The organism is Paenibacillus sp. SSG-1, from assembly GCF_002224835.1.
GTDB classification, from domain to species: Bacteria; Bacillota; Bacilli; order Paenibacillales; family Paenibacillaceae; genus Paenibacillus_AQ; species Paenibacillus_AQ favisporus.
Genome location: NZ_MBRK01000001.1, coordinates 3,400,872 through 3,427,562 on the forward strand (window position 1 = coordinate 3,400,872; position 26,691 = coordinate 3,427,562).

Below are 26,691 nucleotides of genomic sequence, written 5' to 3' on the forward strand. Positions count from 1 at the left end.
TTTCTATCAGCTTCCGCGGTACGTGCTGTACCCTCCCGGCGCCAGCAGCAGTGGAATATGGTAATTTTCATTGCCGTTAGACACCCTGAACCGGATCGGAACAAGGTCCAGAAACGAAATCCCGTCGGCCGCCGCCTGTTGACGGAAATAATCGCCAACCCAAAACGTCAGCTCGTATTCGCCCCCGGGTACCAAATCGCCGTCCCACAGCGGCTGCGAAAGACGCCCATCAGCTCCCGTTATACCGGATGCCAGCAGCCGTCCCCCTTCCGCTTCCCGCCCCAGCAGCCGGAGTTCTACCTTAAGGCCGCTTGCAGGCACCGCGCGGGACGTATCGAGCACATGTGTCGAAATCCGCCCGCTCATCCGGAACTGACGGTGCCTTCAGCCGGCTCCGGTGCGGCAATTAGATCTTCCCGGGTCATCGAAAAGCCCTGAAAGCCGAATGGCGGGCGCGGCTCGGTAAAGACCCCGGATGACAAGCCGTCCGCAGGTTCCACGACCGTCTCCCATGTCCGGTTGCTCGTTTCAAATCGGACCTCGGCCAGCTGCGGAAACCGGATCAGAATCCGCTGCCCGATCAACCAGATCAAATGCTGGATCGACGGGGTCGCGAATTCATAAAAGACGTTCTGGGCAATGTCACGTATCTGCTGGACGGGCACATGCTTGCCTGCCTCCGGATGGATCGCATCCTGCGGGTCTTCATATCTCCAGCGGATATCGAGAAATATAAAGAGCGGCCGGTCATAGGCATCAGGCAGCGTCGTGTATTCATCGCGTATAAAGCCATAGAACGAGCTGCCGCTGACTTTGATCAGCTGCAGGTCCGACAGGCCGCTCCACGCCTCGTCGAGATCATACCCCTCGGCGCCGCGCGCCAGCTTCATCTCCGCGGAGGCATGATCGTTGTAGGAACGCCTGTACACGAGACGGTTATCCAGAAACCCTCCGGGGCCCGGCACCGGCAGAGGAAGAAAGGGAATCCGGTTGGCCGACAGCCGCACGGTGTCGATATGGCTGTAAGTATCCATAAACCGTACGGCCAAAAAATGCAGCAGCGCTTCCGTCGTCCCTCCTGCAAAGGTTGCAGCTTGGCGCAAAATAAAATTTTTCATGGAATCGGTGGCCACCAGCTGCGCGTTGTCCCCGTCGGTGAACGAAGTCAGCAGAGCGTCACCGCTGACCGCAAAACGAATGTTATGGGCAAACAAAATATTATCCTCCCCCACAAAGGGAGATTCCGGTATTGGGGCCGCTTCCAATGGCTCTGCGTAAGTCCTGTAAACAAGGACGTCTCCTTTTCCGTAATAAAGCGTGCGTCCGGAGTTTATTTTCAGCATGATTAGGTCATCCTTTCTATTCCTGGCTGCGATCCGTTACGATCCGCTCCAGCCTGATTCGCGTAATTCGGGCAATCTCGCGCTGCGCTTGCGTCCATTCGCGATCTGGATCATGATCCATTCTTTGCCGCATCGCTTGCGCGATGTCGTCTTTGGTGCATCCGGTTACGGCCATAATGAAAGGAAAACCGAATTTTCTTACATACTGTGCATTCATGGATGCAAAGGCTTCGTATTCCTCTCCGGTCAGCTGATCCAAACCCGCGCCCCGCTGCTCTTGAGCCGAAAATGCTGTGACTTGCATGCGCGTGGCAAGGTCGGGGTGCGCCTGAAGCAACGCCAGCACCTGGGACTCAGACGCTGCATACACCTGCTCCATCATCCGCTCGTGCAGCTCCGCAGCCGATGCGAACGGCCGCAGCTCCCATACCTGCTGTGCCACCCAAGGCGAATGCTCGAAGACGCCGCCCAGGTGCTGGACGAACGTTTCGGCCGTCCCTTCGTTCAGTTCGTTGATCGTGATCATACGCGCGCATCCTCCTTCCCTCCGGGACCGCGCCTTTCCCAGATAATCCGTTCCGATGCTCTCCGGACCGACCTTAGAATCGCCGCGTATCCCGTACAACGGCACAGATTGCCGGACAGCGCTTCCTCTACCTGCTCCGGCTCTGGATCGGGATGTTCATCAAGCAGCGCAATGACGGTCATGATCATTCCCGGCGTGCAGTAACCGCATTGAAAGCCCCCTTCCTCCAAAAAGGCCTGCTGTACGGGATGGAGTCCATCCCGTCCGATGCCTTCGATCGTCGTAATGGACCGGCTCTCCGCCTGATACGCAGGGATCAGGCAGCTGTTGACCGGCACGCCGTCCATATGCACCATACAGGCGCCGCACCGACCGATGTCGCATGACCGTTTCGTCCCGGTCATGCCCAAATCGTCGCGGAGAATGTCGAGGAGCCGTCTGGACGGCGATATGTTTAACGACACCCGCCCGCCATTGATCTCGCAGGTCCACGGCTTCAGCCGGATACGATCCTTTTCGGATTTCATACCGTCTCCCCCTTTCTCCCAAGGAAGGATGCATCTTGAAGCAAAGCCGGATTCGCAGGGAGTTTCTCCAGCCAAACTCCCGTCGCCTGCCGGACAGCGGCTGCGATGGCCGGCGCAAGCCCGACAGAGCCGATCTCGCCAACTCCTCTCGGTCCGTGCTCGTCGCCTTCCGGCAGATCCTCGATCGGCAGCACTACGACGGGACCAGCCAAGTCGGTTACGGTCGGAATGAGATAGGTGTCAAGGTTGCCGGTTTTGTATATTCCCTCCTCCATGACGGCATCCTCACTCAGCGTAAAGCCTAGCGCCATCCCGCTCCCTCCCTCGATTTGGCCGAGATAACCCTGCGGGTTCATGACCGGGCCTGCGGCCACGGCATGGAACTGGTCCAGCAGTCGAATGCGCCCGGTCAACCGGTTCACCTCGATCCTGACACAAACCGCGGCATACGAATATAAATAGTGAGCTCCGATCCGCTCGGTAGGGGTCACAGGGTATGCAAAACTCGTTTCGGCACGGATGGGATCCTTCCCGGCGGCGGCCAGTTCCTGGTACGTCATCACCCGCTTCTGCGTGTAAATGTCGTAAATCCCTCCGTTACCGACCCGGAGACATTCCGCCGACACGCTCGCAGCTTCGGCAGCGGCGGCCAGCAGCCGATCTGTAAACGGCTTCTGCATACGCTTCAGTGCCTGCCACATCATGCTGGTCGCGCGGGACGCAGTGCTGGAGCCGCTGTCGGGCACCGCATCGGTATCCCCGATGACGAGCCTGAGATCGGAAGCATCCAGACCGTACATCTCGACCAGCATTTGCTCCAGCGTCGCGAGCAGCCCCTGTCCGCATTCTTCGAAACCGAACGCGACCTCCACCTTCCCGTCTTGCGCGAGCAGAAGCCGGCCGCCCGACGGGTCGGGAATGCCATAACCAAGGCCTGCACCATGCATGACGAAAGCAGCTCCGACGCCGGTCTGAATCCAAGGCGGCCGGTTCCCGCTTTCCGTGAGATGTTCCCGTTCCTGCCACAACCGTGATTTCTTCAAGGTATTCCATACTTTGAGTGCCCCGCCAGTCACCGAAATCGGCTGGCCGAAGGGTCCGGTCCCGTCCGGCGGAAGCAGGTTGATGCGGCGGAATTCCCATGGGTCCATCCCGAGCGCCTCGGCGAGACGGTCCATCTGGCCCTCCAGCGCAAACAGCGCCTGATTGCCGCCAAATCCCCGGAACTCGCCGGACATGCCGTTGTTTGTGAACACCGAGATACTTACGGCATCGACGGCGCCGAAGGCATAAGAACCAACGGCATGCTCCGTCGCAAAGTTCAGCACCTCCGCTCCCAGCGTGGCGTAAGGGCCCGTATCGGCCAGAACCCTGACCTGATGGGCAAGGATACGTCCCGATGCGTCCGTGCCGGTTTTCATGCGGATGGTCATCGGATGGCGCTTCAGGCCGGCCCGTACCGATTCCATGCGGGATTGGTGAATCTTCACCGGTTTGCCCGTCACCCTGGCGAGAAGCGCCCCGTACGGCTGGACGTTTAATTCGTCCTTCCCGCCGAAGGAGCCCCCGATCGGGCTGGACACGACCCGGATCGACTCCGGCGGGACCGCCAAAATCCGCGCCAGCTGCAGCCGGTCCATCAGGCCGTGCTGTGTGGGAGAGTAGACGGTAAGTCTCCCGTCTTCTCCCGGAACGAACAGCCCGCCTTCCGTTTCCATATAGGTGTGCATCTGGCGCGGCGTCCGGTAGGTCGCCTCCACGATATGAGCGCACATCCCGAACGCCTCGTCGGCATCGCCACGGCGGTACTCGCTCCGGTGAAGCTGGTTGCCGTCCTGATGAAGCTGCGGCGCACCTTCGGCCAAAGCTTCATCGGGCTCGGTAAGAACCCGGAGCGGCTCGTAATCCACCTCGATCAGCTGAAGGGCGTATTCGGCGACTTCCGGCGTAGCCGCTGCGACGGCCGCCACGGCATCGCCCGTATACCGGACCCGGTCCTCGCAGAAGACTGGCTGATCGGCTCGGGCGATACCGAAACGGTTCAGCCCGGGCACATCCTTCCAGGTCAGGACCGCCTCCACGCCGGGCAGCGCCAACGCCCGTTCCGTCCGCACGGACCGGATGGCCGCATGCGGATAAGCCGCACGCAGCACCCGGCCGTATAGCATATCCGGCGCGCTCATGTCCGTCAAATACCTGAGCTGCCCCGTCACTTTATCCGGGCCATCCGGACGCACCCTCCAGCGCGTTCCGCTGCTGGATCGGTTCAGCATAGCGTCTCCCCTCCTTCGGATGCAGTCTGTTGAAGCAGCTGCCACAAATCTGCGGTGATCAGCGATGCTGCCGTCTTGCGGCGGTAGGATTCTCCGGCGAATATATCGCCAGCCGGTCTGTACTCTTCCATGACCCGTTCATAAACGTCCGGAAGCCCGCACTGGTCTGCCTTGCTCCCTTCCAGCCATGCTTCAAGGGCGCCAAGGCGGGCAGGCTTTGCTTTCCCGCCGCCTGTCGCGATCTTCACCTGCCGGAAACAGCCGGCGGTATCGATTTCCGCAGACACTGCCGTCGTAACGAGCGACGGGGAGAAGGCTTCGCGTCTCCCTACTTTGTGATAAACCGCGATCCGAGGCAGCGAAGGCAAGCTGTTATCGACGCCCGATGCCTGTTGGATCCCGGTCACATCCGCCCTTGCAGGAAGCCTGATCGTCAGCAGGATTCGGTCAGGGTCCAAGGCATCGGCGGCACGAAGCTCCAGCCATTCCGTCAAAGGCAGCGGCGCCACGGGGCCGTGTTCATCCTGCCATTCCAATTCTGCGTCATAGAGGAGCAGCGCCGGCAGCACGTCCCCCACGCCGGAGCATACGTTACCTCCGAGCGTCGCCACGTTTCGTACGGACGACGCTGCCGTGTTGCGGATGGCTTCCCCTACCAAAGGATAAAGGCTGGCTAGGCTCGGATGTCTCCGGCATGTCCCGAGGGTCACCTGGGAACCGATGCATAATCCCCCGGCCTGCATGAACACCTCCCGTAAGCCGGTCACACGCTGCAGGTCGATCCAATGCGGGGAAACGCTCCGTGTTCCGGCCTCCCATTCCGTACGGAGGAGTGTGCCGCCAGCGACATAGTCCGCTTGCTGACCAAAACGGCGTTTCAGCAAATAGGCTTCCCGGGCATCTGCCGGATGCCATACAGTCGGTGCATTCATCACCGGGTTGAAGGTAGCATCCATGGCCATCTCTCCTTTATAGTGTCTTGAATGCATCCTGGTGTTTAAATGGAATCGATTGGTTGGTTTTTCACACTATACGCCGGCACCGTGATTGTGTAAATAAACTTGACTTTGATTTAGGAGCCATGCACAATCCGGTTCATTTGCGTTGTGCCCGATGCCAAAATTGGGCATGACTCATCAGGTATATGTCATTATTTCTTACACACAGAGAGATGCTGCTTCGTCTGAAGCGTCCATATTCGTTTTGCCTCCGCCCAATCTTCCGGCGTGTCGATATCCAGAACAATCAAAGGATCGGCAGGGGCCAAGCGGAGCCCTTGAAACCGTGAAGAATCCAGAAGCCGCTTCGCCCCCTGATCCCCTTTCAGCCCGGCAGCCGCCTCAAACATCGTTGCCGACAGAACCGCGGGGGGCATCGCCTCCCTTCCCGCCTCGCTTATCACATAATCCAGCCCGGGAGCTGATCGCCACGCGTCGATCAGCTGCATCAGCCAAGCCGGCGACACGTACGGCTGGTCGGCCAACGCCACAAGCACAGCATCGGCGCCTGCATCGGAAGCAGCACGGATACCGCACTGCAGCGAGAGCGCCATGCCTTGATCCGCTTCCAGGCAGACAGCGACGACAATGCTAAGGCCGTCCGCTTGGTCTGCCGGGAGGCCGGCGTCCAGCCATACCAGCGGGTCTTCGGGATGAACGACTACGATCAACCCGCTCAGGCCGCTGTCCCGAAGTGCCGCCAAGCCGCTGCCGGCCAGATGCATACCTGGTGCAAGCTCCAAGGACTGCTTGAGGCAGCCCATTCTCCGGCTGCTTCCCGCCGCAAGGTATACGCCCATGATGCTCATGCATGCCGCCTCTCCCGAACAGCCGCCTCAGCGCCGCTCTTCCACTTCACCAGCCGGGCCGCGATGCTGACGGCGATTTCGGCGGCGCCTTCCGCACCAATGGGAAGACCTGCAGGAGCATCCACGAAGTCCGGGATCGGCAGCTCACCAAAGAGCAGCCCGATCTTCCGAGCGGAGCCGATGACGCCGACATACTCCGGCTGCAGCGGAAGAATGCGCTGCAGCATCTCCCGGTCGCGGCGCAAATGATGGCTGGCAAGGACGACGTAATCGCGGATGCCGATGCACAGCTCCTCAACGATCCTGCCGGCATCGCCAACAACCGTTCGGGCCAGCGGGAACCGCTCCCTGCTGCACCAATCCTCGCGCCAATCCGCCACCACTGTCGCAAATCCGATGGAGCGCGCCATCGCCTCCAGCGCCGCCGCTTCCTCCCCGGCGCCGAAAATGATAAGCCGGCGGCTCGGAGCCAGCCGGGTCGCATAGAAGAACACTCTCCGCCCTGCTACCGAATCCTGTATGGGGCCGTCTTCCTCCAGCCGGTAATCCATCTCCTGATCCGGGCGGAGTTCCCGAACGAGCCGGACAGCCGTCCCTTGTAGGACGATTTTGGCCGCTTCCAGAAGCACCGCAAGAAGACGGCCTTCGATCGGCTCCAGCAATATGACCAGCTCGCCTCCGCAGCCCATTTCCTCTCCCCAGATCAGGTCGACGCCAGGCTCGGTGTTATAACTCACCCATTCGAACCGGCCGCACTCGAGAATCCGGGGAACCCGTGCAGCGAGATCCGCTTCCAGGCAGCCGGGGCTGATGCTGCCGATGCGGTGCCCATCCGCGGTCATCAGCATCATGGCTCCGGACTTGCGGTAAGCATGGCCGCGCACCGATACCAGGCTCGCAAGCACCGCCATCTCCTCTTCTTTCTGCACGTACCGGAGAATGCTTTCCGTCTCCATCCGAACTCCTCCTTACATGCATTTTCCTATAAATACAGTGATCCTGTACCTTGAAGTAGGATTACAATCTTCGGAGCAGCTTTTGCAAGGCCCGGTTCGCTCCGTCGAGTACCCGCGGCTTATCCAGGGTCAGCACCTGCCTTCCTTCCATCACAACATGACCGTCGATCATCACCATTTCAACATCCCCGCGGGTGGCGGCATAGACGACCCGTGAGAACCAATCCGCGTCAAAGGAAGGATAGACATGGTAATCTTCCAGGTCCAGCAAAATCAGGTCTGCAAGTTTTCCCGTCTCAATGCTTCCGATCTTCTGTTCCATGCCAAGCACTTCCGCTCCGCCAATCGTGGCCATTCGCAGCACGGTCCTCGCGTTCATGACCGTCGGACCGTGCCCCACCTTCTGCATGTATGCGGATAATCTCATTTCCTGAAACATGTCAAGGTTGTTGTTGCACGGGGCTCCGTCCGCGCCGAGGCCGACCGGGATACCGCTTCGCATCAATTCCGGCACTTCTGCAATCCCCGATGCCAGCTTCAGGTTGGAACCCGGACAGTGGGTGACTTTGACGCCGCGCTCACGGATGATCCGCTTTTCCTCGTCATCGAGCCAAATGCTGTGCGCGAGCACGAGATTCGGTCGGGCAAGGCCGATATGGTCCAGATAAATCACGTTCCGCATCCCCCGTTCGGCCTCGACCATGGCGATCTCGCCCCGGTTTTCCGACGCGTGCGTGTGCACCAGAACACCGTAATGCTCTGCCAAATCCCGGACTTCGGTCAGCAGGCGCTCTGTGCAGGAGACGACAAAACGCGGACAGAACGCATAACGGATCCGCCCTCCGGCAGCCCCGTCCCACACTTGCAGCAAATCGACGCTTTCCCGGAGGGAACGTTCCGTATCCTCCTGCAGCGCAAGGGGCACCTCATCGCCGTGATCCATCATCACTTTGCCGGAAAACGCCCGAATGCCGCTTTCCTCGATCGCCTGAAAAGCCATAGAGGTATGGTGTACGGTCTCCATATCGAGAATGGTCGTCGTCCCGCTGCGGATGAGCTCTCCAAGGCCAAGCAGCGCCGAATAGTACACCGACTCCTCGTCATGCGCGGCTTCGAGCGGCCAAATTTTTTGTTTTAGCCAATCAATCAGCTCCAGGTCGTCGGCCCGTCCGCGAAAGAGCGTCTGGCATAAATGGATGTGCGTTTGCACAAAGCCGGGCAGCAATACTTTGCCCCCGGCTTCGATCACCCGGTCGGCTTCGCTCGGCGCGCCGGGTCCAATATGAGTAATGCGGTTGTCCTCAATCCGAACATCGCCATGGATAATTTCGTCGGCCGGATTCATTGTCATGATGATGGCATTGCGTATGATCGTCGTTGTCAAAGGCGCTTCCCCCTTCTTGTACGGAAAGTCCGAGAGATGCCGCACGGATGCCGCTTCTCCCGGACACGATTCTTCCTCGTATCGCCGGGCTGCTCAGCCCATTTTCCCCGGATTCAGGAGACCGAGCGGATCGTTATGCCTCTTACGTTCCTGCATGCCGGGTATTGCCCCGCGTCCACCATTGTCCAGCAGCCAGGTATGGGGATCATAAATTTCCACGCCGATGGACCGGCAGGTGTCTATGATATGGTACAGCCGTTCTTCCGTGCTGTAGCGGACGACGGGCAGGCCGTTCGGTTGGAGTTTGCCCCTCGAGCGGATCCATTCAAAATGCAGCAGCATTTCGTCCCCGAACATCGATTTCAGCGTCCGGATCTGCTCCAAGTAGCAGTCCCGCTTGAAACCTGCTTGCAGGTAGGTATAAGCCGGATCACGCTTCAGCGCCCAGAGCGTCGTATGGTTCCAGGTAAAATCGGACAGCCCGATCGATTTGCGGTACTTCTCAGGGTCAATGACATAGCCGATTTCCCCGCCGAAAGCTGCGGCGAGTGCCGGCAGCGCTTCGGCAGCATGCCCGGCGATTTCGGTAAAAACCACCGATTTGCCGTGTGCGAGCACTTTTTCCAGCGGCTTGAAGAAGGAGGGAATCGGCCACTCCATCGGCGTGATCAGCCGTTTGGGGATGGCCGCTTCCTCCGCCAGCACTTCCCCGAATCGGACCGCGTCTTCCAAGCGATCGAAGTTCACCACCACCTGTGCCCACTCGGTCCGGGGTGCCAAAGGAATGACCAGCTCGGTGACGATGCCCGTCGTCCCGTAGTTATGAATATAGTCCTTGAGATCCTCGCCGTGGACTCGGAAAACCTGCGGCTCCTCTTCCATCGTCAGGACGGTCGCCTCCAGCACGTTGCCGTCCCACAGGTCGCCCCAGGTAATCGACCCGACGCCCCCGGAGCCGCCGCACACAAATCCGCCGACGGTCGCCTTGGCGAAAGTGCTCGGGTAAATCCGCAGCTCCTGTCCCTGCTCCCGGGCCGTCTTCTCCAGGACGCCGAGCTTGACGCCGCACTGTACACGGGCATAGCCGCTGCCAATCTCCAAGATTTCGTTCATGCCGCTGAGGTCCAGCACCAGGCCGCCTTCGAGCGGGATCGCCTGTCCGTAGTTCCCGGTTCCCGCTCCGCGGACAGTGACGGGGATCCGATGCCGGTAAGCAATGCGCAGCGCTTCACGGATTTCATCGACCGTAGCTGGCACGAGAACGGCATCCGCTTTTTTGTCCTTCAGTTTTCCGCTCAGCACGGGGGAATACCAATAAAAATCCTTCGACAGCTTTTCGACCGCCGTTTCGTCGGTAAGCAGCCTCAGTGCGCTGAACGCTTCAGGCATTTCAGGCTTCCATACCATTGACATGAGAACCACCCGCTTTCTTTGTATTCACAGCTTACTCCATATAGAAGAACAATTTCGTGAGGACAATCTTTCGATTTCAAAAAACGGTGCTAATCCGTTCCTGAACGACCGGATTCCGCAAGGGAAGCAGGGAGCCGATCCGGCATTCGGCCGTATCCCCATCCTGGATGTCTACCGATCCCGGTGTTCCGGTCATGATGATATCGCCGGGATAAAGGGTCATCATCCGCGAGAAATACGAGAGAATCAACCATGGGGAATAGATCATATCGGATACACTACTTCTGTACCGGACCGATCCGTTAAGCACGGTCTGTATATCCAGTGCATCCAGATCCCCGATTTCGTCCATGCCGACCAGCTCCGGTCCGAAACTGAAGAAGGTGTCGTAACTTTTCGAGCGGCCAAGAAACCGCGGGTTGCGGGCGTGGATGTCCTGGGCAGTCATATCCAGCGTCGGAACGATGCCGGCAAGTACGTGCGGCGCCTCTTCGGGGCTGACGTGCTTGCAGGTCTTACCGATCACCAGGCCGATTTCCGCCTCGGCGGTAATGCGTCCGGCCCCGTCCGGAAGAAGAATAACTTCGCCTGGGCCGATCATCGTGCTTGCCGGCTTCAAGAAGCAGATAGGCTCCTGCTCCGGCGGCACCACGGCCATATCTGCGGCCTTTTTCCGGAAATTCGCGCCAACGCCCCAGACATTGACCGCACCATGATACAAGGGGCCAAGATGTGCCTGCTCCAGGGGAACGGAGGGAATGGCGGTCAGCACCTCCTGCCCTCGTTCCCGCAGCCATCCGGACAGTGCCGCCGCCTCGCCGGTCCGCAGCAGTTCCAGAACGGTCGTCGGCCAAGCCGTTCCAAGCGATTCATTGATCCCGGTTAAGGGAAATACCCGATTGCCTGCAACGATGCCCGCGCTGCCTGGCCCGCTTCCCGCCAAAGTTACGAGCCTCATCGCTCGGCTCCCGCTTCCGCCTTGGCCCGGATATCGCTGAACTCGAATTCGCTCAGCTCACGAAACACCTCCGCTAGAATGTCGGTCACCCGTTCCTGAATGATGCTGCCTTTGGCTGCCGTCGCCTGGGTCGCATCGCCGCATATGCCGCTGTCGGAAATGTCCGCCATCCGCCAGGCGAAGCGTATTTTCCCCTCAAGGGTCAAAAATTTCTGCCCGGTCATGGACGGGGTTTCCGAGACGAGCCATTGATCCTGCACCCATCCCGGTTTGATGGCCTTCACGATCGACGTTTCGTAGTCCCCGCCATGAATGCCGTATTCCAGTTCATCGGCGGGCATGAGATCTTCCGCACCTCCCAGGGAGGAGGGCGATAAATAAAAGACGAGCATATCGTGGCGAATACGGATTTCCCGGGACACCACGTTCAGCAAGTCGGTATTGCCGCCATGCGTATTAAACAGCAGCAGCTTATGGAAACCGCTCAGCCGCAGGCTTTCCGCGATATCCAGGATCACGCTCTGCAGGGTCGTTGCCGACAGCGAAATGGTTCCCGGTAGGCCGAGATGCTCATTGCTTTTGCCGTACGAAACTGGCGGCAGCAGCCACACCCGCGCATCGGGCTTCAGCTTTTCGAGCGCCAGGGTCACCGTAGCCTCCCCGATCAGCGTATCGGTCATGACCGGCAGATGCGGTCCATGCTGTTCGATCGCGCCGACCGGCAGAATGACCAGCGTGCTTTCCTTGGGAAGCTCCTTAATCTGCTTGCTGGTCAGCCTTGGCAGGAATCTCTCCTCCCAGGCTGCTCCTTCGTATCGTGTAAACATCGGCATGTTCCTTTGCTATTGGATTTGGTTGATCACGGCCACAGACGCGGGCTGCATCGATGCCTCGAAATCCGCTGCCCATCGAAGCAGCTTCAGGTCCTGTCCTCTGCCTGCAATGATCGACAGCCCAACCGGCAGACCGTCCGTCTTTGCCAGCGGCAGTGTAACCTGCGGCAGCCCGCCCAGCCCGGCGATGCAGGACAGCTGCAGAATCCGCGTGCGCGTCATTTCAATTTCCTCGCCGGGCAGCCCGATCACGGGGGCTCCGCAAGGCGCTGTCGGGAGAACGAGCACGCCTTCGCTTCCGAGAAGCGCCTCAAGCCGGGCAGCAATCGCTTGCTGAAGCTGGCTCGCTTCCCGGTACGCTCTCTCGGTAATCGTGGCGGTCCATGCAAATCTTTCGGCGATGCCGGGACCGAATCGGGGATGCTGCGCCGTGATCCATGCGCCATGGGCAGACCATATTTCGTACCCCTGAATCGTTCGGAAAATGCCGGCCCACGCCGCGAGTTCCCCGTCCGTCAAACGGATGGATTCAAACGCTCCAATCGGTACTAATGATTCAAGCGCACTGCGGAGCGACTCGGCGCAGCCGGGCTCGGCAGCTGCCCACGCTTCAACAGGCAGCATCATTCGGGCGAATTTCCCGCCGTCATCGAGCGGTTTCTCGAGAAGCACGCGGCCGACCTGCAGCAAGGTGCTTGCCCGGCGTGCCATCCAGCCGACCGTGTCAAAGGCCGGAGCCAGCGGGATGACGCCGTCCATGGGCACGCCGCCGTGCGTCGGGCGAAATCCGCAAATACCGCAAAAAGAGGAAGGAATCCGCACCGAACCGGCCGTATCGGTGCCAAGGCCGAAGTCCACTTCCCCGGAGGCAACGGCGGACGCCGAGCCGCTTGAGGAACCGCCGGGAATATGTCCTGGAGCGATAGGGTTCGGCGGCGTGCCGTAATGCACATTTTCCCCGTTCAGGCTGAACATCAGCTCATCGGTGTGAGTCATTCCATGAAGCTTTGCTCCGCTGCCGAGCAGACGTTCCACGGCGGCCGAATGCTTCACGGCAGGCTTGTGCGTGTTAAGCCAATCGGGATTGCCGGCAGCATTGGTGTGTCCTGCTACGGCAAACACGTCCTTTACGGCAAAGTTGAGCCCTTGAAGGAGACCGCCTTCCGCGTGTCTCGCCTCCGTTCCCAACCGAATCCACGGCGTGCATTCTGGCTGCATACGAGTTCCTCCAATCGTTATGAGTTCGCGGGAGCGGCCGCTCCCGGGAAAGCCGCTCCGCGCAGCACCGCCAAATCCTCCTCGTCCAGGCTTGCCGCCGGACCTGACTTGATTAAATCGGAAAACTTCTCGTCGGGCACCATGGTCGTCAGAACATAGAGCCTGCCCTCACCGGTATTTTTGACCTGATGGTTGTTGCCGGGCGGAACGACGAAGAACGAACCTGTGCGAATCCCGGTTTCTATATCGCCAACGATGGCAATCCCTTCTCCGGCCAGCACGTAAAAATACTCATACGCTCCGCTGTGCTCGTTCGGCGGCGTCTGTCCGCCGGCGTCGAAAATTTCCACTACGGACACGAACGGCACCTGCGTCCCGTCGCACAGCATGACAAACTTGTTGGAATCCTTGCTTGAAATTTTGCGTACCTCGCAATGCTCGAAATGCCCCAGAACCAGACCATCGATCATATCACTTCATCCCTTTCTTTTCGTGTGCAAGCCTGCAGCAGATCCTCGGAACCGGCAACAAAGCCATAGCACTGTTTGATATTGTATAAGGCGGCCTCCGTGCAGTAAGCCGGAGAACTTGTCGCGCAGCAGTCTTCCAGCAGAATGGCGTCATATCCGAGGCATACGGCGTCCTGAAGCGTATGCATCACACACTGGTCGAGGTTAACGCCGGCAAACAGCAGCGTCTTCACGTCCAAATTGCGGAGAATGCTGTCCAGCGGCGTATCCCAAAAACCGCTGATACGGTATTTATCCACCCGGATATCCCCGGGCTCCGGTACCATCCGATCAATCAGCGCCGCTCCCCAGCTCCCCTGTTCCAGCACCTTCGAGCCTGTATCCGGCAGCGGGCTGCCGATCCCATGGCTGACACCGTCGGGATTATATACGTGGAGCACCGAAGGGCTTAAGTTCATCCGGTCCTCCCGATTGCCCCAGTTGACCCACAGCACAGGAACCCCCTGTTCGCGAAGGGCCGGAAGCAGCCGCTGAAGCGGCTTGGCGGGAGCCAGCAGCGGGGCGGTATTGACTCCAATCGAGTCCAACCACCCGCCCGGGCTGCAAAAATCGTTCTGCATATCAATGATGACGAGGGCGGTTTTGGCGAGATCCAGCGTGATCCGCTGCGGCAGCGCCGGCAGGGTCACGGTGACGAGCGGTTTGGGATCGCTCCTGGACAAATCGGCCAGTTCCTCCGACACGTTCCAGTAATTTTTCGAATTCCCCAGTCTGTGCATGGGAACTCCCCTCCTTTGCTGCAAACTTGCCGCTCGGCTTGGCGGATGCAGTTAGCCGGTAATGGCCGAGTCATGCCAGGAACGCAGAAGTCGGTTCGACAGGGCATTGATCAGCAGGAAAAAGACGATGCCGACCACGGCGGCCGACAAGCCGCAGGCGAACAAATACGCCGTCTGCATCCGCGTCGCCGCGACCGTAATCGCGTAACCGAGCCCGCCGTTCAGCCCGCCGATGCCTGCGATATACTCGCCGACGATGGCCCCGACAACCGACAGGGAGCAGGAGATTTTAAAGCCGGCCAAAATGTAGGGCAGCGCTGCCGGAAGTCTGAGCCTCCAGATCGTCTGCATCTTCGTGGCGTTGTACAGATAGAACAGATTTTTCATGTTCTGCTCGGTCGAGTTTAGCCCGATCAGCGTATTGGACAAAATCGGAAAGAAACTGATCAGAAAGGCGATAATAACGATGGCGTTCATGCCGGCCCCAAACCAGATGACGATAATGGGCGCAATCGCCACGATCGGGATCGTCTGTAAAATGATCGCGTAAGGGTACACGCTCCGTTCGACGGTTTTGGACAGCGCAAGCAAAATGGCAACAGCCACGCCGAGAATGGCGCTAAGGGCAAATCCCAAGACCGCCTCCATGATGGTCGTGCTCACCGACACCACCAGATTGTGCCCGTTCTGCGACACCGCTTGAACGATATCGGACGGCTTGGGCAGCAAGTACTCCGGGGTGCCGGTCAGCCGCAGTACCATTTCCCATACAAAGACGACGAAGACGAATACGCTCAGTGGCGGTACGACCCGAGACACCATTTTCCCCCAGACGTGGCTGCCGCTGCCGACACTCCTCCTGACCATAGGCGCGGCCGGCGAAGCCTGTTTCGCCGCATCGGTAACCGCGCTCACTGCTGCTTTTTCCATGACCCCAACGACTCCTTTCGTAAGTGGCATGTTTCCATGCACCTCTAAATTTCGCATTATCCAGGAAAGCAAGCACCGGCTTCTGCGAGCCTCAGTGATTCAGCACTTCGGTTATGCTGCGCACATATTTGCCGAACTCGGACGTGGTCCGGAATTCATCCGTACGCGGATACGGCGCCTCAATCGGCACGATATCGGAAATTTTCCCCGGCCGCGGCGTCATGACGACAACCCGGGTGGATAAAAACACCGCTTCGAACACGTTATGGGTAATGAAAAGCACGGTCATCTTCTGATCCTGACGCCAAATGCCCAGCAGTTCATCCTGCAGCGTCTGGCGGGTGATTTCGTCCAGCGCCCCGAACGGTTCGTCCATCAGCAGCAGCTTCGGCCGGGCTATGAGCGCACGGGCGATCGACGCCCGCATCTTCATGCCTCCTGAGAGCTGTCTCGGCAGTACTTTCCGGTAATCCTTGAGCCCAACCAATTCCAGCACGCGTTCGCCTTCTTCGTTGCGAGCCTTTTTCGGAACGCCGCGGAGGGTCAGCGGCATCGTCACGTTGTCCAGAAGCTTCGCCCAAGGCAGCAGGGTGTGCTCCTGGAACACAAAAGCGATTTCGTTCTGCTTCCGCGCTTCGCGCGGCGTCGTACCGAGGACCGAAAGCTGGCCGGTCGACGGCTCGGTCAAGCCGGCAATCATGTTAAACATGGTCGATTTTCCGCATCCCGACGGTCCGACAAAACAGAGGAACTCACCCTCCCCCGCTTGCAGATTGACCTGCTGAACGGCAATCGTTCCATTCGGGTATACCTTGCCGATCTGGTCCATGCCGACCAAAAGCTCGGGAGCGCCGGAACTTCCGGGCGGCTGCGGATTTGCTGCGGTTTGCTGTGCTGTATACATTTCCAGCCCTCCTCTAATCTTTTATGTAATAATAAATAACATCTATGCCTATGCCGCTCAATAAATATCCGTTGTTTTTGTGGTCAATTACAATAATGCGTAATTCTTTTGGGTTTATTTACGAAATGTATTATCATAAATGTTATGTTATCTAACACAAAAAAAGCCCGGAATTCATCCGGACTTTTATGAAATACCTCGGCGTTCGATGCCACCCTCTGCCGTTACCGGTTATTTTAAAAAACTTTGGGCCTTCAGGGCCTTCGCGCACAGCGCCACGCGCCGTCCGAGCCGGCCGGCCATTACCAGTTCGCGTTCATCTGGCTTGAGGCTGCTGTCAGGACCCGCCAATGTGGAAGCTCCGTAAGGAGAGCAGCCGATCGGATCGGCGGTCAAGTATTCCGGATTTTCGGAATAGGGCAGCCCGACCATGATCATGCCGAAATGAAATAGCGGCACCATCGACGTCAGCACATTTGCTTCATGCCCGGTATGGATCGATCCGGTGCTCGTCAGCAGACCCGCCGGTTTGCCTTCCAGGCTCCCGTCGGCGCACAGGTCCCCGGCAAATTCCAGAAACAGTTTGACCTGCGCGGGCATGGAGCCGTAATACGTCGGAAATCCCCAGACGATGCCGTCCGCCCATCTTAAATCTTCGTTCGTGGCCACAGGTATGTCCTGCTGCCGGCGCATTGTTTCTTCGTATTTGGCGAAGCGGTCTACCGTCTTAAAACGGGTCTTCAGCTGCGAAGTTTCGCCTGGCTCCCCGGTGGAGTGCTTATCCTGATAAGGGGTCCGGTTACGCTCTGACTCCAGCTCTGGAATACGGCAGATGCGGACATCGGCTCCCGCCCTGCGCGCTCCATCAGCGGCTGCCCGCGCCATGTCCAAAACATGGCCGTATGCGCTGTAATAAAGCACCAATGTGCGGCTCATCCTCATACCTCCTCATTGCATAGTGGAAACGGAGCATGCCTTCAAACGGATCGAATCATAGCGTGAGCGCACGTTTCTGGACAAAGTCGACTCGTTCGCACGAGTCTTCCCAATAGCCCTGTAACAATGCGGAGCTCCATTTCTCCTTCGCCGGGGCTGCTTTCAGGCAGGTGCCGCCGCGCCATACCCAGCGGCGTTCCGGCAGCATGGTCAGCAGTTCCTCCGGCGTCCTGGCATCGAGCGCCACAAAATGGGCCGGGTTCCCCGGCAGGATGCCGTAACCGTCAGCACCCGTTACCCTGGCCGGGTATTCGGTGATCATCCGCAGCACTTCGCGCATCTCGGCAGGACTGCCCATATGGGCGGCATAGGCGGTGACCAGGCCGATCAGCAGCAGGTCGCCCCTTCCGAACGGATGAAACGGGTCATGCATATTGTCTGAAGCCGCAGCCAGCGGAATGCCTGCCGCCAGCAGCTCCTTGACTCGGGTGACTCCCCTGCGCACCGGAAAGGCGTCATGCCGGCCCTGCAGGTACAGATTCGCGCCGGGAAGCGTAACGGCGCCCATGCCTGCCTCGGCCATAAGTCCAATGATCATGGCGGCATCCTCGTCCTTCATGGCGGCTAAGGAGCATAAATGCCCTGCCGTGACCTTTCCCCTCCAGCCGTATTCCATCGCGCGCCGGGCGATATGGATTGCCGTCCGCTGGTTCGGATCGTCGCTCTCGTCCGTATGCAGATCAACCGGGCAGCCCAGCTTATCGGCCAAGGCGAACAGCCTGTCGATGTCGGGCTCCGGGTTGGGAGAAAGATGAGGGGAGCCGCCCAATCCCGTCACGCCCATCGCAACAGATTCCTCGGCCGTATCCAGCGCCGCTTCACTGAGCTCAAAATAAGGGAGCAGCGGGAACAGCTGCAGCTCAGCATACGGCTTCAGCTCCTCTTTGACTTCGAGCGCAGCTTCGATGGTGCGCATCGCGACGTCTTTTCCATGCTTGATGTGAAAATCGAGATGGCTGCGCAGCACTACCGTTCCATAAGAAATAGACTGCAGCGCCGAGCGCATGATGCGTGCTTTGATCTCCTCCTTGGAAAACCTTGGGGCGGCTGCGGCGTAATTGACGACCGCTTCGCCAAGCGTGCCGGAGACATTCCCGACCTGCGGGAGCGAAAAAGCTTTATCCAGATGCATATGGGCATCCACGAAACCCGGCAGAACGATTTTCCCCTTTGCGTCGAGCAGCAGCCGCGCATCCGCAGAGGATCCGTTCCATTTGTCCAGGCACACCGCTTCAGGAGCCTCCACTTCACCGGTTTGGGCCGTCACCGACGTCCACTTTCCGCCGCCGATGGCCAGCGTGTACAGCGTCTCTTCCGATTGCAGCGGCAGGGAGGCGTTGAAGATCACCACTTCTTGTTCCATATCAATCCCGCTCCTTTCATCCGTCGGTATTTATGTTATCTACTTCTGTACTCTCGTGCGCCAGGCTCTGAGGACATAAAGGGCGTATGCGTTCGACCCGGCTGGGCAATAAGCGTTTGAATGCAAGCTCCCGCTCCGTTTGTCCCGCAATGGTTCATTTCATAGTCCGCTTTATTCCGAGGTGTCACCAAAAATCGGCAGCTGAAGCCACGAGGCGCCTCCACTGGCATCCACCGCCACTGTGGCAATCTGCAGCGCATCCGGCCCTTGGCTTGCGGCTTCCTGCAGCGGAATGCCGTTGGGGTGGCGAAGCAGCAGCGGGTATGCGCTGCCGCTCAGCTCCAGCCGGAGCATCGAACCGGCCGGGAGCTCGGCGGCCAGCGGCCGCATCCGGATCGTCGCCGTCTCCCAGCCGCTGATGCCGTCGGATGCGCCGATCTCCGTGCGCCCCACGGACAGAAACCTCGCTTCGCCCGCTGGTGTGACCTGCGTGAGGATGGCGATAAGGTCGGTAGGACCGTCCATCACCTGGCAGGAGACGGTTACCTCCGGGGCGCCAAGGATCCGCAGCGGCGCGCCGGCAGGCTCCCCGGTATACACCAGGATTTCGAAGCGGTCCTGCTGTGCGCTCCGGTCCTGCGGCAGCACCGAGCGAAGCGGCATCGGCAGGCGCGCGTCGTAGACGAAAACATCCGCCGCCCGGCCGGGCTCCGCGCCTGCATCCGCAGCGAGTAGGCCGCCGCCGGAAGCCCCGTTCGCAGGCAGCTGCATTCCGGTTAAATACCACCGGCTGCCGCCCTCCGCTCCGGCCGGATACGCTTCGGCTTCGACCCAAACGCCGCTGCCGGCTTCATAATAACGGACCGGCTGCCGCTCCTTCAGTGCTGAACCGCCTTCGCCCTTCAGCCAATAGTCGAACCAGGCAAGCTGTTCCAGGTGGATATTGCCGTCCGCCTTCGGTCCGTAGTCCGTTCCGCCTGCTTTGCGGCCCCACGGAATATGCGTCCATGGCCCGACCACCAAACGGTGAAAGCAGTCCGGCCTGCTCTCCTGTGCTTGCAGTGCATTGTAAGACTGCAGCGTACCTTCCAGCAGAAAATCGTACCAGCCCGCGATATGCAGCGCCGGAACCGGCTGTTCCTTGAAGGCGTCCAGCCAGTTCAGCCGGGACCAATACTCATCATACGAGGGATGACCCAGCCAATCGAAATAAGCGGGGAGGTAAGCTTCGAGCAGCGGGTGCCCCTGGGCCAACGGCAGTTGGGCCAGCACACCGGAAGGATCGCTCATTACGCGGGAACACGCCGCTTCGGCTTCCGTGTCGCCCTTCCTTCTCGCCGTATCCCTGGCCAGCTGATAGGCCCAGGGCAGGCAGCTCTGCAGATCAAAGCTGCCGAATGTGTACATCCAGCCGTGGTACAGGTCGGCCGCCGTCATCGCAGGCGCGATGGCAGCCAAATGCGGCGGATGCTGCGAAGCGGCAGCCCACTGCGTCGCTCCCTGGTAGGAAAAGCCGTACATGCCGACCTTTCCGCTGGCCCCTTCCAACCCGGCAGCCCATTCGACCGTATCATAGCCGTCTTCGGCTTCGCTCACGAATGGCGTGAACTCTCCCTCCGAATCCCCGCGCCCCCGTACGTCCTGAATGACGACGATATACCCCCGCGCAGCATACCAAACGGGATGGGCGTATGTAACCGTTGAGGCGATTTTCCGGCCGTACGGCTGCCGCATCAGCAGTACCGGGTATGTTCCTTCCTCCGCCGGACGGTAAATGTCGGCATACAGCGTGATGCCGTCCCGCATGACGCAGGCTGCTTTCCTCTCCACTTTCACATGTCCGAATTCCACAGCTGTCCCCCCATTGCGATTCTGTTTTTCGTTAGATGTTACATTTTATAACAAACAATACAGGAGTCTACAACGGTTCAGAAGGCATCTTTGTGACGAAGCACAATAAATAGGCCGATGTTTGGACATCGGCCACAAGGAACCCGTTTATCTATGTCATATTTCATAACTTCTTTATGATATGGTGAACTACCAGCCGATCGCCGCTCCGTCGGAGCGGGGGTCCGAGCCGCCGATCCGAAAACCGTGAGCGTCCAGAAGGATCGCCTGCGCATGCCCGGTCAAGGCATCCCAGTCGCCGATTTTTCGAACCTCATGCCCCATGGCAGCAAGCCCACCGAGCACCTGCTCCCCCACCCTGGCTTCCATCTTCAGTTCCGTGGAGGCTTCGCCCCATGTTCTTCCCCACACCCATCGAGGTTCGTTAATCGCTTCCTGAGGGTCCATTCGGTAATCGACGATCCGGGTCAGGAGCGCCGTCTGCGTCTGCGGCTGCCCTTCTCCTCCCATCGTGCCGTAGAGCAAATAAGGCTTCTCGTCCTTGAGCGCGAGGGCAGGCATCAGGGTATGAAACGTTCGTTTCCGCGGTTCAAGCCGGTTGGCGGAAGACTCGTCCAGGGAGAAAAATGAGCCGCGGTTCTGCAGCAGAATGCCCGTTTCCCCAGCCGTCACGCCCGATCCAAATTCAAAGTACAGGCTTTGGATAAAAGAAACGGCGTTGCCGTCCCCGTCCACTACGGCGGCATACGCCGTGTCGCTGCCGAGCGGTTCGGCGGTGAGCGGAGCGGCCAAATCGCGGCTTATGCGTCCCGCCAATTCCCTGCAGTAGGCCTTATCCAGAAAGCGCTCCACCGGAATATTTCGGAAATCCGGATCGGTGAGCTCGAGGTTGCGGTCGCGGAAAGCCAGCTTCACCGCCTCGACCAGGACGTGGTAAAATGCTACCGAACCGTGCGGAATACTGTTAAAATCAAAATGTTCGAGCATTTGGGCGATCACGATGCCCGTAAACCCTTGCGAATTCGGAGGAAGCTGATACAGCTCAAGATCGCGATAGGAACCGGTGAGCGGGGTAACCCAATTGCCCTCATGATCGGCGAAATCGTCCGCCAACAGCAGCCCGCCGGACTTCCGGATGTATGACGTGATGTCCCGGGCTAATCCGCCCCGGTAAAATTCGTCCCGGCCATTCGACGCGATCCGGCGCAAACTTTGGGCCAAGCCGCTTTGGATCCAGCGGGTGCCTGCCGGCGGGACACCGCCGCCTCGCAAATACGCTGCAGCCGAATAGGGATTCGCTGCCAGCAGCCCGGCGCACAGCTTCGTATTGGCGTACTGGCTGCGGGATACCGGATAGCCCGCTCCGGCGTAAGTCATTGCCGGCTCGAGGACGTCCCCAAGTGGCAGGGTACCATACTCGCGCAGAATGGCGCTCCAGCTGTCCACCATGCCGGGAACGGTCAGTACGCTGCGGATCCCTCGCGTCGGGATGGCTTGCTCGCCGGCATATGCTTCCGGCACTGCCCTATACCCCGAGCGGCCGCTTCCGTTGTAACCCCGGACTGCACCCTCTCCGGGACTGTACAACAGCCAGAATGAATCGCCGCCCAGCCCGGTCATATGCGGATACACGACCGCCAGGGTACTGCTGACGGCAACCGCAGCGTCGAAGGCATTCCCGCCCTTATCCAATATTCGGGCACCCGCGGCCGATGCCAGTGCATGGGGGCTGACCACCATCGTTTTCGTGCCGATTGAAGCCTGCCTCATCACTCATCCCTCCTGCATCCTTAAATTGTTAACTAAATTAACATGCAGCAGGATTTTTTGGCAATAACTACTTTTCATCCTGAAGGAAAACCGTTATAGTGTAAATTTAAATAACATCAGTGCCGCACGGATGTTCATCAGCATCGGAACGGTCCAGCTCCCTTTCCCATGATGCCAGAGCTGTGCCTATAGAATGCGACCCTCGCATCCTACCCGAATCCGAGATGAAATGTCAGAATAGTTGATAGACAAGGAAGGAAGTGCACCATGCTGAAAACATACGCAGAATTATCCCTCGCCATGTTCCGGACCGGAATTCTCGGGTATGGCGGCGGTCCGTCGACCGTCCCCCTCATCCGGCACGAGGCCGTCTCCCGGTACAGGTGGATGGCTGATGAGGAATTCGGGGAGGTGCTGGCCATCGCCAACACGCTGCCCGGTCCGATTGCGACCAAGTTGGCCGCTTATCTCGGCTACCGCCTGAAAGGAACGCTCGGTGCGCTGGTCGGGCTGCTCGCCCATATTCTACCCACTGCGGTTGCGATGATCGCCCTAGTCTCCTTTATCGACGTATTCAGTTCGTCCCGCATCATCCATGGCATGATCGAAGCAGTCGTTCCGGTCGTGGCCGTCATGCTGGGTCAAATGTGTTACGAGTTCGGCGAAAAGGCAGTCAAAGGCCTTGGCAAATATATGGCGCTCGCCTGCGGGGTCATCGCGTTTGTCCTGCTGGAGTGGGTGCAGCTGCACCCGGCGATCCTGATTGCAATCGCGCTGGCCTATGGCTCGGTACACTTTAAAGTTATGGGCAAGCTGAAAGAAGCCCGCAAGCGGAAGGAGGAACGCCGCCATGGAGACATGGATTGAACTCCTCATCGGCTTCTTTCTAGCCAACGTATTCGGCTACGGCGGCGGCCCCTCCTCCATCCCGCTCATGTACCGGGAGATCGTGCCGCATTACCACTGGCTGTCGGGCGCCGAATTTTCCAACATGCTCGCTCTCGGCAATTCGCTCCCCGGACCGATCGCGACGAAGATCGCCGCTTACGTGGGCTATGATGCGGCCGGATGGATGGGGGTGCTTGCCGCCGAAGCCGCCACCGTCGTGCCTTCCGCGGTCGCCCTGATCGTATTGATGCGAATTTTGCAGAAATACAAGCAGTCCCAGGCCGTCAAGGGCATGACGCTGCTCGTGCAGCCTGTCATTGCCGTCATGATGCTGCAGCTCACCATTCAAAGCTCCAAAGAGTCGATACTCTCCATCGGCTGGATCCAATTCGGCGCTATCGCCCTCATCTCGTACTGGCTGATGCAGCGCCGCAAAGTTCATCCTGCGCTCGTCATCGTGGGCGCTTTTGTTTACGGAGGCATCTTTCTGGGGAGATAGTCCTCCCCTCCGTAGCCCTGGCAAACCCGGACGGCCGTCCGATTCTATCCCCTGTTGCAGTAACCGCCTTTCCCGATGATTGAATTCAATCCGGTACAGCCCTTTCCCAAGGGCTTACCTTGTACGTTTCGGGTTTCGACAGAGTTCAGTTGCGAAAGGATGATGACTGTATGTATTTGACCATCGAAGATGCACTCACCATTTACCCGCTTTCTGAAGGTAAACTGACCGCAGGCCGCAGCGGTTTGAACCGCATCGTCAAATCGGTCAACGTGATGGATGCACCCGATATTTCGGACTGGGTCCGGGAAGGGGATATCTTGTTCACGACGGCTTATTTAATCAAGGACAATCCCGCGGATGGAGTCCGCCTGCTGCAGAAGCTGGTTGACAAAGGGGCGGCGGGAATTGGTATCAAGCTTGGACGGTTCTGGGCTTCGGTCCCCGACGAAATGCTTCAGGAAGCAGACCGCCTCGGTTTTCCCCTTATCGAGCTTCCCTTTCCGTTTACGTTCTCGGATCAAATGAAAGGCTTGTTCAATGCCGAACTGCAAAAGAACACGCTCCTCCTGCAAAACGTCCTGGACAAACAAAAGGAGCTCATCCGCTTCGCCCTATCCCCTGTTGATACGGGCCGCCTGTTTGACCGGATCCGCGAGATTCTCGGCGTGCCTCTGGCCGTCACCGGCATGCGCGGCCAAACGCTCTTCAGCACCCTGACCACAGACGAAATGCAGCTGCTCAAAAAACGCCAGCTCAAAGATACGCCGCAGTGGCTCCGCTGCGAGCAGGGAAGACTGCTGAGCGTGCCCCTGAAAAGCCCCGGCCAGGACCATGATTTTAACAGCCGGGCGATTTTCCGGCTCCCTCCCGGCATTCCGATGAAGGAGGAGGAAGGGCTGTACCATCAGGCGGCCGAAATTATCGGCTACCATTTGAACGCGGTCGAACGCAACGATCTCACCCAATCCACCCAGAACGAATTTGCGGCAATGCTGAAAAACTACCTCAAGCAGCAAGTCTCCGCCGAAGAGCTCGTTGCCTGTGCTTCCAGCCACGGCATCCCTTTCGGGACCGGTTCTTTCCAATGCGTGCTTACCACATGCGATCCCGAATACACCGGCCGGGCCGACCATCTGCTCAAGAGTGTCAAGCAGGAATTCCATTATCATCCGATGCTCAAGGATTTATCACCTTTGCATTTTCAACTCGAGGACACCATTCTCTCGATCTTTCCTTCTGAGCTCCCGCGAAGCTCCGGCAAGCTGCCTCAGCTGTTGACACGTGTCTTTTTCGAGCAGGCCGCCAAAGCCGGCAGGCATCTGCGCATGACGGTGAGCCATATCAAAACCCGGCCCGATCAGTTGGAAGCGGCTTACCGTGAATGCCAGAACGCCCGCGACACGGCCGCCCGGCTCAACCTGGACGCTTTTGTCGTCGAGTTTGCCAACGTGGAAATCTCTTATATTTTCCAATCCGTTCCGGTTCATAAAATGCGGCAGTTCGTCGAAATGGCATTGGCCCCGCTTCAGGACCGAGCCCCCGACTCCGCCCAAGAGCTGCTGCGAACGCTGGAGCTGTACATGGCGAACAACGGACAGATCCACGAAACCGCCAAGCAGCTGTTTATACACCGCAACACCGCCGCCTACCGGCTCGAGAAAATCAGTGAACTGCTTCAGGTCGACTTCAAGGATTATCACCATCTACTGCGGCTGAAACTGGTCCTAATGTTCCGGGATATGCTGCGCACGTAAACGGAAGCGGGACGGTCCCGCTGCCCCACAAGCAAGCACGTTATAAATTCGCAACAAAGCATCCCCTTAGACCGGCCGCTCCGGTCAGGAGGATGCTTTTGCGATAAGGCGGTAAATATCAGGCGCAAGCCGCCTTTTTTACCGGTATAGATCCGCAGAAATGATGGTTTAAGCAGGTATGGTCTAGATACGAATATGATCATGTTTACTATTATGAATTTTTCATATATTGATTTTTTAATATATTTAATCCGGTTAGTCCTTAGTGATCGTCGCGTTCATGTGTCGGATCAAGCGGCTGAGCACGTTCACCGTTGTTTCGTATTCTTCCTTCGTGATCGGCGCCAAAGAAACATGACCGTTTTAGCTATCAGTAAATAAACCGGAGTATATAAGCAGGAAAAGGCAAGCGTATGAAATACGCTCGCCCCTTAAGCTGAGGTTGTTGTGAATTTTTCACATAATGCCATATTAACATCGTAGCCAGCTGCGATCACTTCCCGATGCTTGATTCTGAATCTGTTCTTTCATCTCCTGACCGTTATCGAAGTCAAACCTCACCGCTCATACGCTTCCAATCGAAGCCGATTGCCTGCAGGAAGGCTCGTGCGATCAGCATGTGGCCGGTCAGGCTCGGATGCACCCGGTCCGATGCGATTGCAGTAGGATGTACGTAGCCCAACATCGGCTCAAACACCGCTTGTGTGTCCACGAATAACGCACCGACGCGCTCGGCAACCCTCTGGGCCGCCCGGCCGTACTCATCCATCCGCCGTCTCATCCCGTCTCCGGAGTTCGGTTCGATATAAAACGGAGTCATGATGACAAGCCCTTTGAGGCCGGGGAGCGCCTGCTCCGCCAATTCCACCAAAGTATGTTCATACTCTTCCAACAGCACATGCGATTCCGGAATCGCCGGCTGGTCGAACTGCCGCCACACGTCGTTGATACCGATCATAATGGACAGCCAATCCGGCTTCAGATCCAGTACGTCCGTCTGCCACCTTTCTTTCAAATCCCTGACCGTGTTGCCGCCGATTCCCATGTTCGTGACCCGCAGGTTCAGCTCCGGATACGCTGTCTGAAGCAAGGTATCCACGAGCGACACATACCCTTTGCCTACGCCTTGAAACAACCCTTCTCCGTAAGGGAATTTACGCTCGCAGTCCGTAATCGAATCGCCGATCATGACCAGGCGCTGTCCTTTGTCCATCTTCATCTTCGCGCTTCCTCCCATCTTTTGTTT

25 protein-coding genes are annotated in these 26,691 nt (G+C 58.5%); 3 read left to right on the top strand and 22 right to left on the bottom strand.

Annotated elements, in window-relative coordinates; all coding sequences use genetic code 11:
• Positions 1-6 precede the first annotated feature (6 nt).
• The 21 genes from uraH to ggt all read right to left on the bottom strand — a co-directional run bounded on the left by uraH (position 7) and on the right by ggt (position 22,301).
• Positions 7-366 carry a hydroxyisourate hydrolase gene (uraH, locus tag BCV73_RS15680; RefSeq protein ID WP_089547826.1) on the bottom strand — a complete coding sequence of 120 codons (360 nt, stop codon included), beginning with the start codon at positions 364-366 and terminating at the stop codon, positions 7-9.
• Positions 363-1,343, bottom strand: a complete 981-nt coding sequence (gene pucL, locus BCV73_RS15685) for a factor-independent urate hydroxylase (RefSeq protein WP_089547827.1) — start codon at positions 1,341-1,343, stop codon at positions 363-365. The genes uraH and pucL overlap by 4 nt, the downstream gene beginning before the upstream one ends.
• Positions 1,344-1,359: 16 nt before the next feature.
• Positions 1,360-1,869 carry a 2-oxo-4-hydroxy-4-carboxy-5-ureidoimidazoline decarboxylase gene (gene uraD / locus BCV73_RS15690; protein WP_089547828.1) on the bottom strand — a complete coding sequence of 170 codons (510 nt, stop codon included), beginning with the start codon at positions 1,867-1,869 and terminating at the stop codon, positions 1,360-1,362.
• Positions 1,866-2,396, bottom strand: a complete 531-nt coding sequence (locus BCV73_RS15695; protein WP_089547829.1) for a (2Fe-2S)-binding protein — start codon at positions 2,394-2,396, stop codon at positions 1,866-1,868. Before BCV73_RS15695 ends, uraD begins: the two co-directional genes overlap by 4 nt.
• Positions 2,393-4,669, bottom strand: coding sequence for a xanthine dehydrogenase subunit D (gene pucD, locus BCV73_RS15700; protein ID WP_089547830.1), 2,277 nt, complete (start codon positions 4,667-4,669; stop codon positions 2,393-2,395). Before pucD ends, BCV73_RS15695 begins: the two co-directional genes overlap by 4 nt.
• Positions 4,663-5,625, bottom strand: a complete 963-nt coding sequence (locus BCV73_RS15705) for an FAD binding domain-containing protein (RefSeq protein ID WP_179232016.1) — start codon at positions 5,623-5,625, stop codon at positions 4,663-4,665. The genes pucD and BCV73_RS15705 overlap by 7 nt, the downstream gene beginning before the upstream one ends.
• Positions 5,626-5,819: 194 nt before the next feature.
• Positions 5,820-6,476, bottom strand: a complete 657-nt coding sequence (locus tag BCV73_RS15710) for a nucleotidyltransferase family protein (protein WP_089547832.1) — start codon at positions 6,474-6,476, stop codon at positions 5,820-5,822.
• Complete coding sequence (locus BCV73_RS15715) at positions 6,473-7,432, bottom strand: XdhC family protein (RefSeq protein ID WP_089547833.1); 960 nt, start codon at positions 7,430-7,432, stop codon at positions 6,473-6,475. The genes BCV73_RS15710 and BCV73_RS15715 overlap by 4 nt, the downstream gene beginning before the upstream one ends.
• 61 nt (positions 7,433-7,493) lie before the next feature.
• Positions 7,494-8,816, bottom strand: coding sequence for a 5'-deoxyadenosine deaminase (locus BCV73_RS15720; RefSeq protein ID WP_089550273.1), 1,323 nt, complete (start codon positions 8,814-8,816; stop codon positions 7,494-7,496).
• 93 nt (positions 8,817-8,909) lie between these two features.
• Positions 8,910-10,229, bottom strand: coding sequence for an FAD-binding oxidoreductase (locus BCV73_RS15725; RefSeq protein WP_089547834.1), 1,320 nt, complete (start codon positions 10,227-10,229; stop codon positions 8,910-8,912).
• A gap of 76 nt (positions 10,230-10,305) precedes the next feature.
• Positions 10,306-11,187, bottom strand: coding sequence for a fumarylacetoacetate hydrolase family protein (locus tag BCV73_RS15730; RefSeq protein ID WP_089547835.1), 882 nt, complete (start codon positions 11,185-11,187; stop codon positions 10,306-10,308).
• Positions 11,184-12,014 (bottom strand): creatininase family protein, encoded by an 831-nt coding sequence (locus BCV73_RS15735; RefSeq protein WP_089547836.1) that lies wholly within the window; start codon positions 12,012-12,014, stop codon positions 11,184-11,186. Before BCV73_RS15735 ends, BCV73_RS15730 begins: the two co-directional genes overlap by 4 nt.
• A gap of 15 nt (positions 12,015-12,029) precedes the next feature.
• On the bottom strand, positions 12,030-13,238 hold the full coding sequence (locus BCV73_RS15740) for an amidase (protein WP_089547837.1): 1,209 nt from the start codon (positions 13,236-13,238) through the stop codon (positions 12,030-12,032).
• A 17-nt stretch (positions 13,239-13,255) separates the two neighbouring features.
• The gene (locus tag BCV73_RS15745) at positions 13,256-13,708 is read right to left on the bottom strand and encodes a cupin domain-containing protein (protein WP_089547838.1); all 453 of its coding nucleotides are present in this window, start codon (positions 13,706-13,708) and stop codon (positions 13,256-13,258) included.
• Positions 13,705-14,487: a cysteine hydrolase family protein gene (locus BCV73_RS15750; protein WP_089547839.1), complete on the bottom strand. Its 783-nt coding sequence runs from the start codon at positions 14,485-14,487 to the stop codon at positions 13,705-13,707. Before BCV73_RS15750 ends, BCV73_RS15745 begins: the two co-directional genes overlap by 4 nt.
• 51 nt (positions 14,488-14,538) lie before the next feature.
• Positions 14,539-15,417, bottom strand: coding sequence for an ABC transporter permease (locus BCV73_RS15755; protein WP_089547840.1), 879 nt, complete (start codon positions 15,415-15,417; stop codon positions 14,539-14,541).
• A gap of 91 nt (positions 15,418-15,508) precedes the next feature.
• Entirely contained in the window at positions 15,509-16,321 is an 813-nt protein-coding gene (locus BCV73_RS15760; RefSeq protein WP_089547841.1) for an ABC transporter ATP-binding protein, read from the bottom strand.
• 231 nt (positions 16,322-16,552) lie between these two features.
• Positions 16,553-17,257: an NAD(P)H:quinone oxidoreductase type IV gene (gene wrbA / locus BCV73_RS15765; RefSeq protein ID WP_089547842.1), complete on the bottom strand. Its 705-nt coding sequence runs from the start codon at positions 17,255-17,257 to the stop codon at positions 16,553-16,555.
• Between the two features lie 55 nt (positions 17,258-17,312).
• A complete protein-coding gene (locus BCV73_RS15770) occupies positions 17,313-18,680 on the bottom strand; it encodes an amidohydrolase family protein (protein WP_089547843.1) in 1,368 nt (455 codons plus the stop codon).
• A 171-nt stretch (positions 18,681-18,851) separates the two neighbouring features.
• Entirely contained in the window at positions 18,852-20,531 is a 1,680-nt protein-coding gene (locus BCV73_RS15775) for a CocE/NonD family hydrolase (protein ID WP_089547844.1), read from the bottom strand.
• Positions 20,532-20,720: 189 nt separating this feature from the next.
• Positions 20,721-22,301 (bottom strand): gamma-glutamyltransferase, encoded by a 1,581-nt coding sequence (gene ggt, locus BCV73_RS15780; RefSeq protein ID WP_089547845.1) that lies wholly within the window; start codon positions 22,299-22,301, stop codon positions 20,721-20,723.
• Positions 22,302-22,568: 267 nt separating this feature from the next.
• Between ggt and chrB the strand changes: the two genes are divergently transcribed.
• The 3 genes from chrB (at position 22,569) to BCV73_RS15795 (ending at position 25,445) form a co-directional block, all read left to right on the top strand.
• Complete coding sequence (gene chrB, locus BCV73_RS15785; RefSeq protein ID WP_089547846.1) at positions 22,569-23,168, top strand: chromate efflux transporter ChrB; 600 nt, start codon at positions 22,569-22,571, stop codon at positions 23,166-23,168.
• A complete protein-coding gene (gene chrA, locus BCV73_RS15790) occupies positions 23,152-23,688 on the top strand; it encodes a chromate efflux transporter ChrA (RefSeq protein ID WP_076171446.1) in 537 nt (178 codons plus the stop codon). The genes chrB and chrA overlap by 17 nt, the downstream gene beginning before the upstream one ends.
• 170 nt (positions 23,689-23,858) lie before the next feature.
• Positions 23,859-25,445 (top strand): PucR family transcriptional regulator, encoded by a 1,587-nt coding sequence (locus tag BCV73_RS15795; protein ID WP_089547847.1) that lies wholly within the window; start codon positions 23,859-23,861, stop codon positions 25,443-25,445.
• Positions 25,446-25,995: 550 nt separating this feature from the next.
• Here BCV73_RS15795 and BCV73_RS15800 read toward each other — a convergent pair.
• On the bottom strand, positions 25,996-26,664 hold the full coding sequence (locus BCV73_RS15800) for an SGNH/GDSL hydrolase family protein (protein WP_076171442.1): 669 nt from the start codon (positions 26,662-26,664) through the stop codon (positions 25,996-25,998).
• Positions 26,665-26,691: the final 27 nt, after the last annotated feature.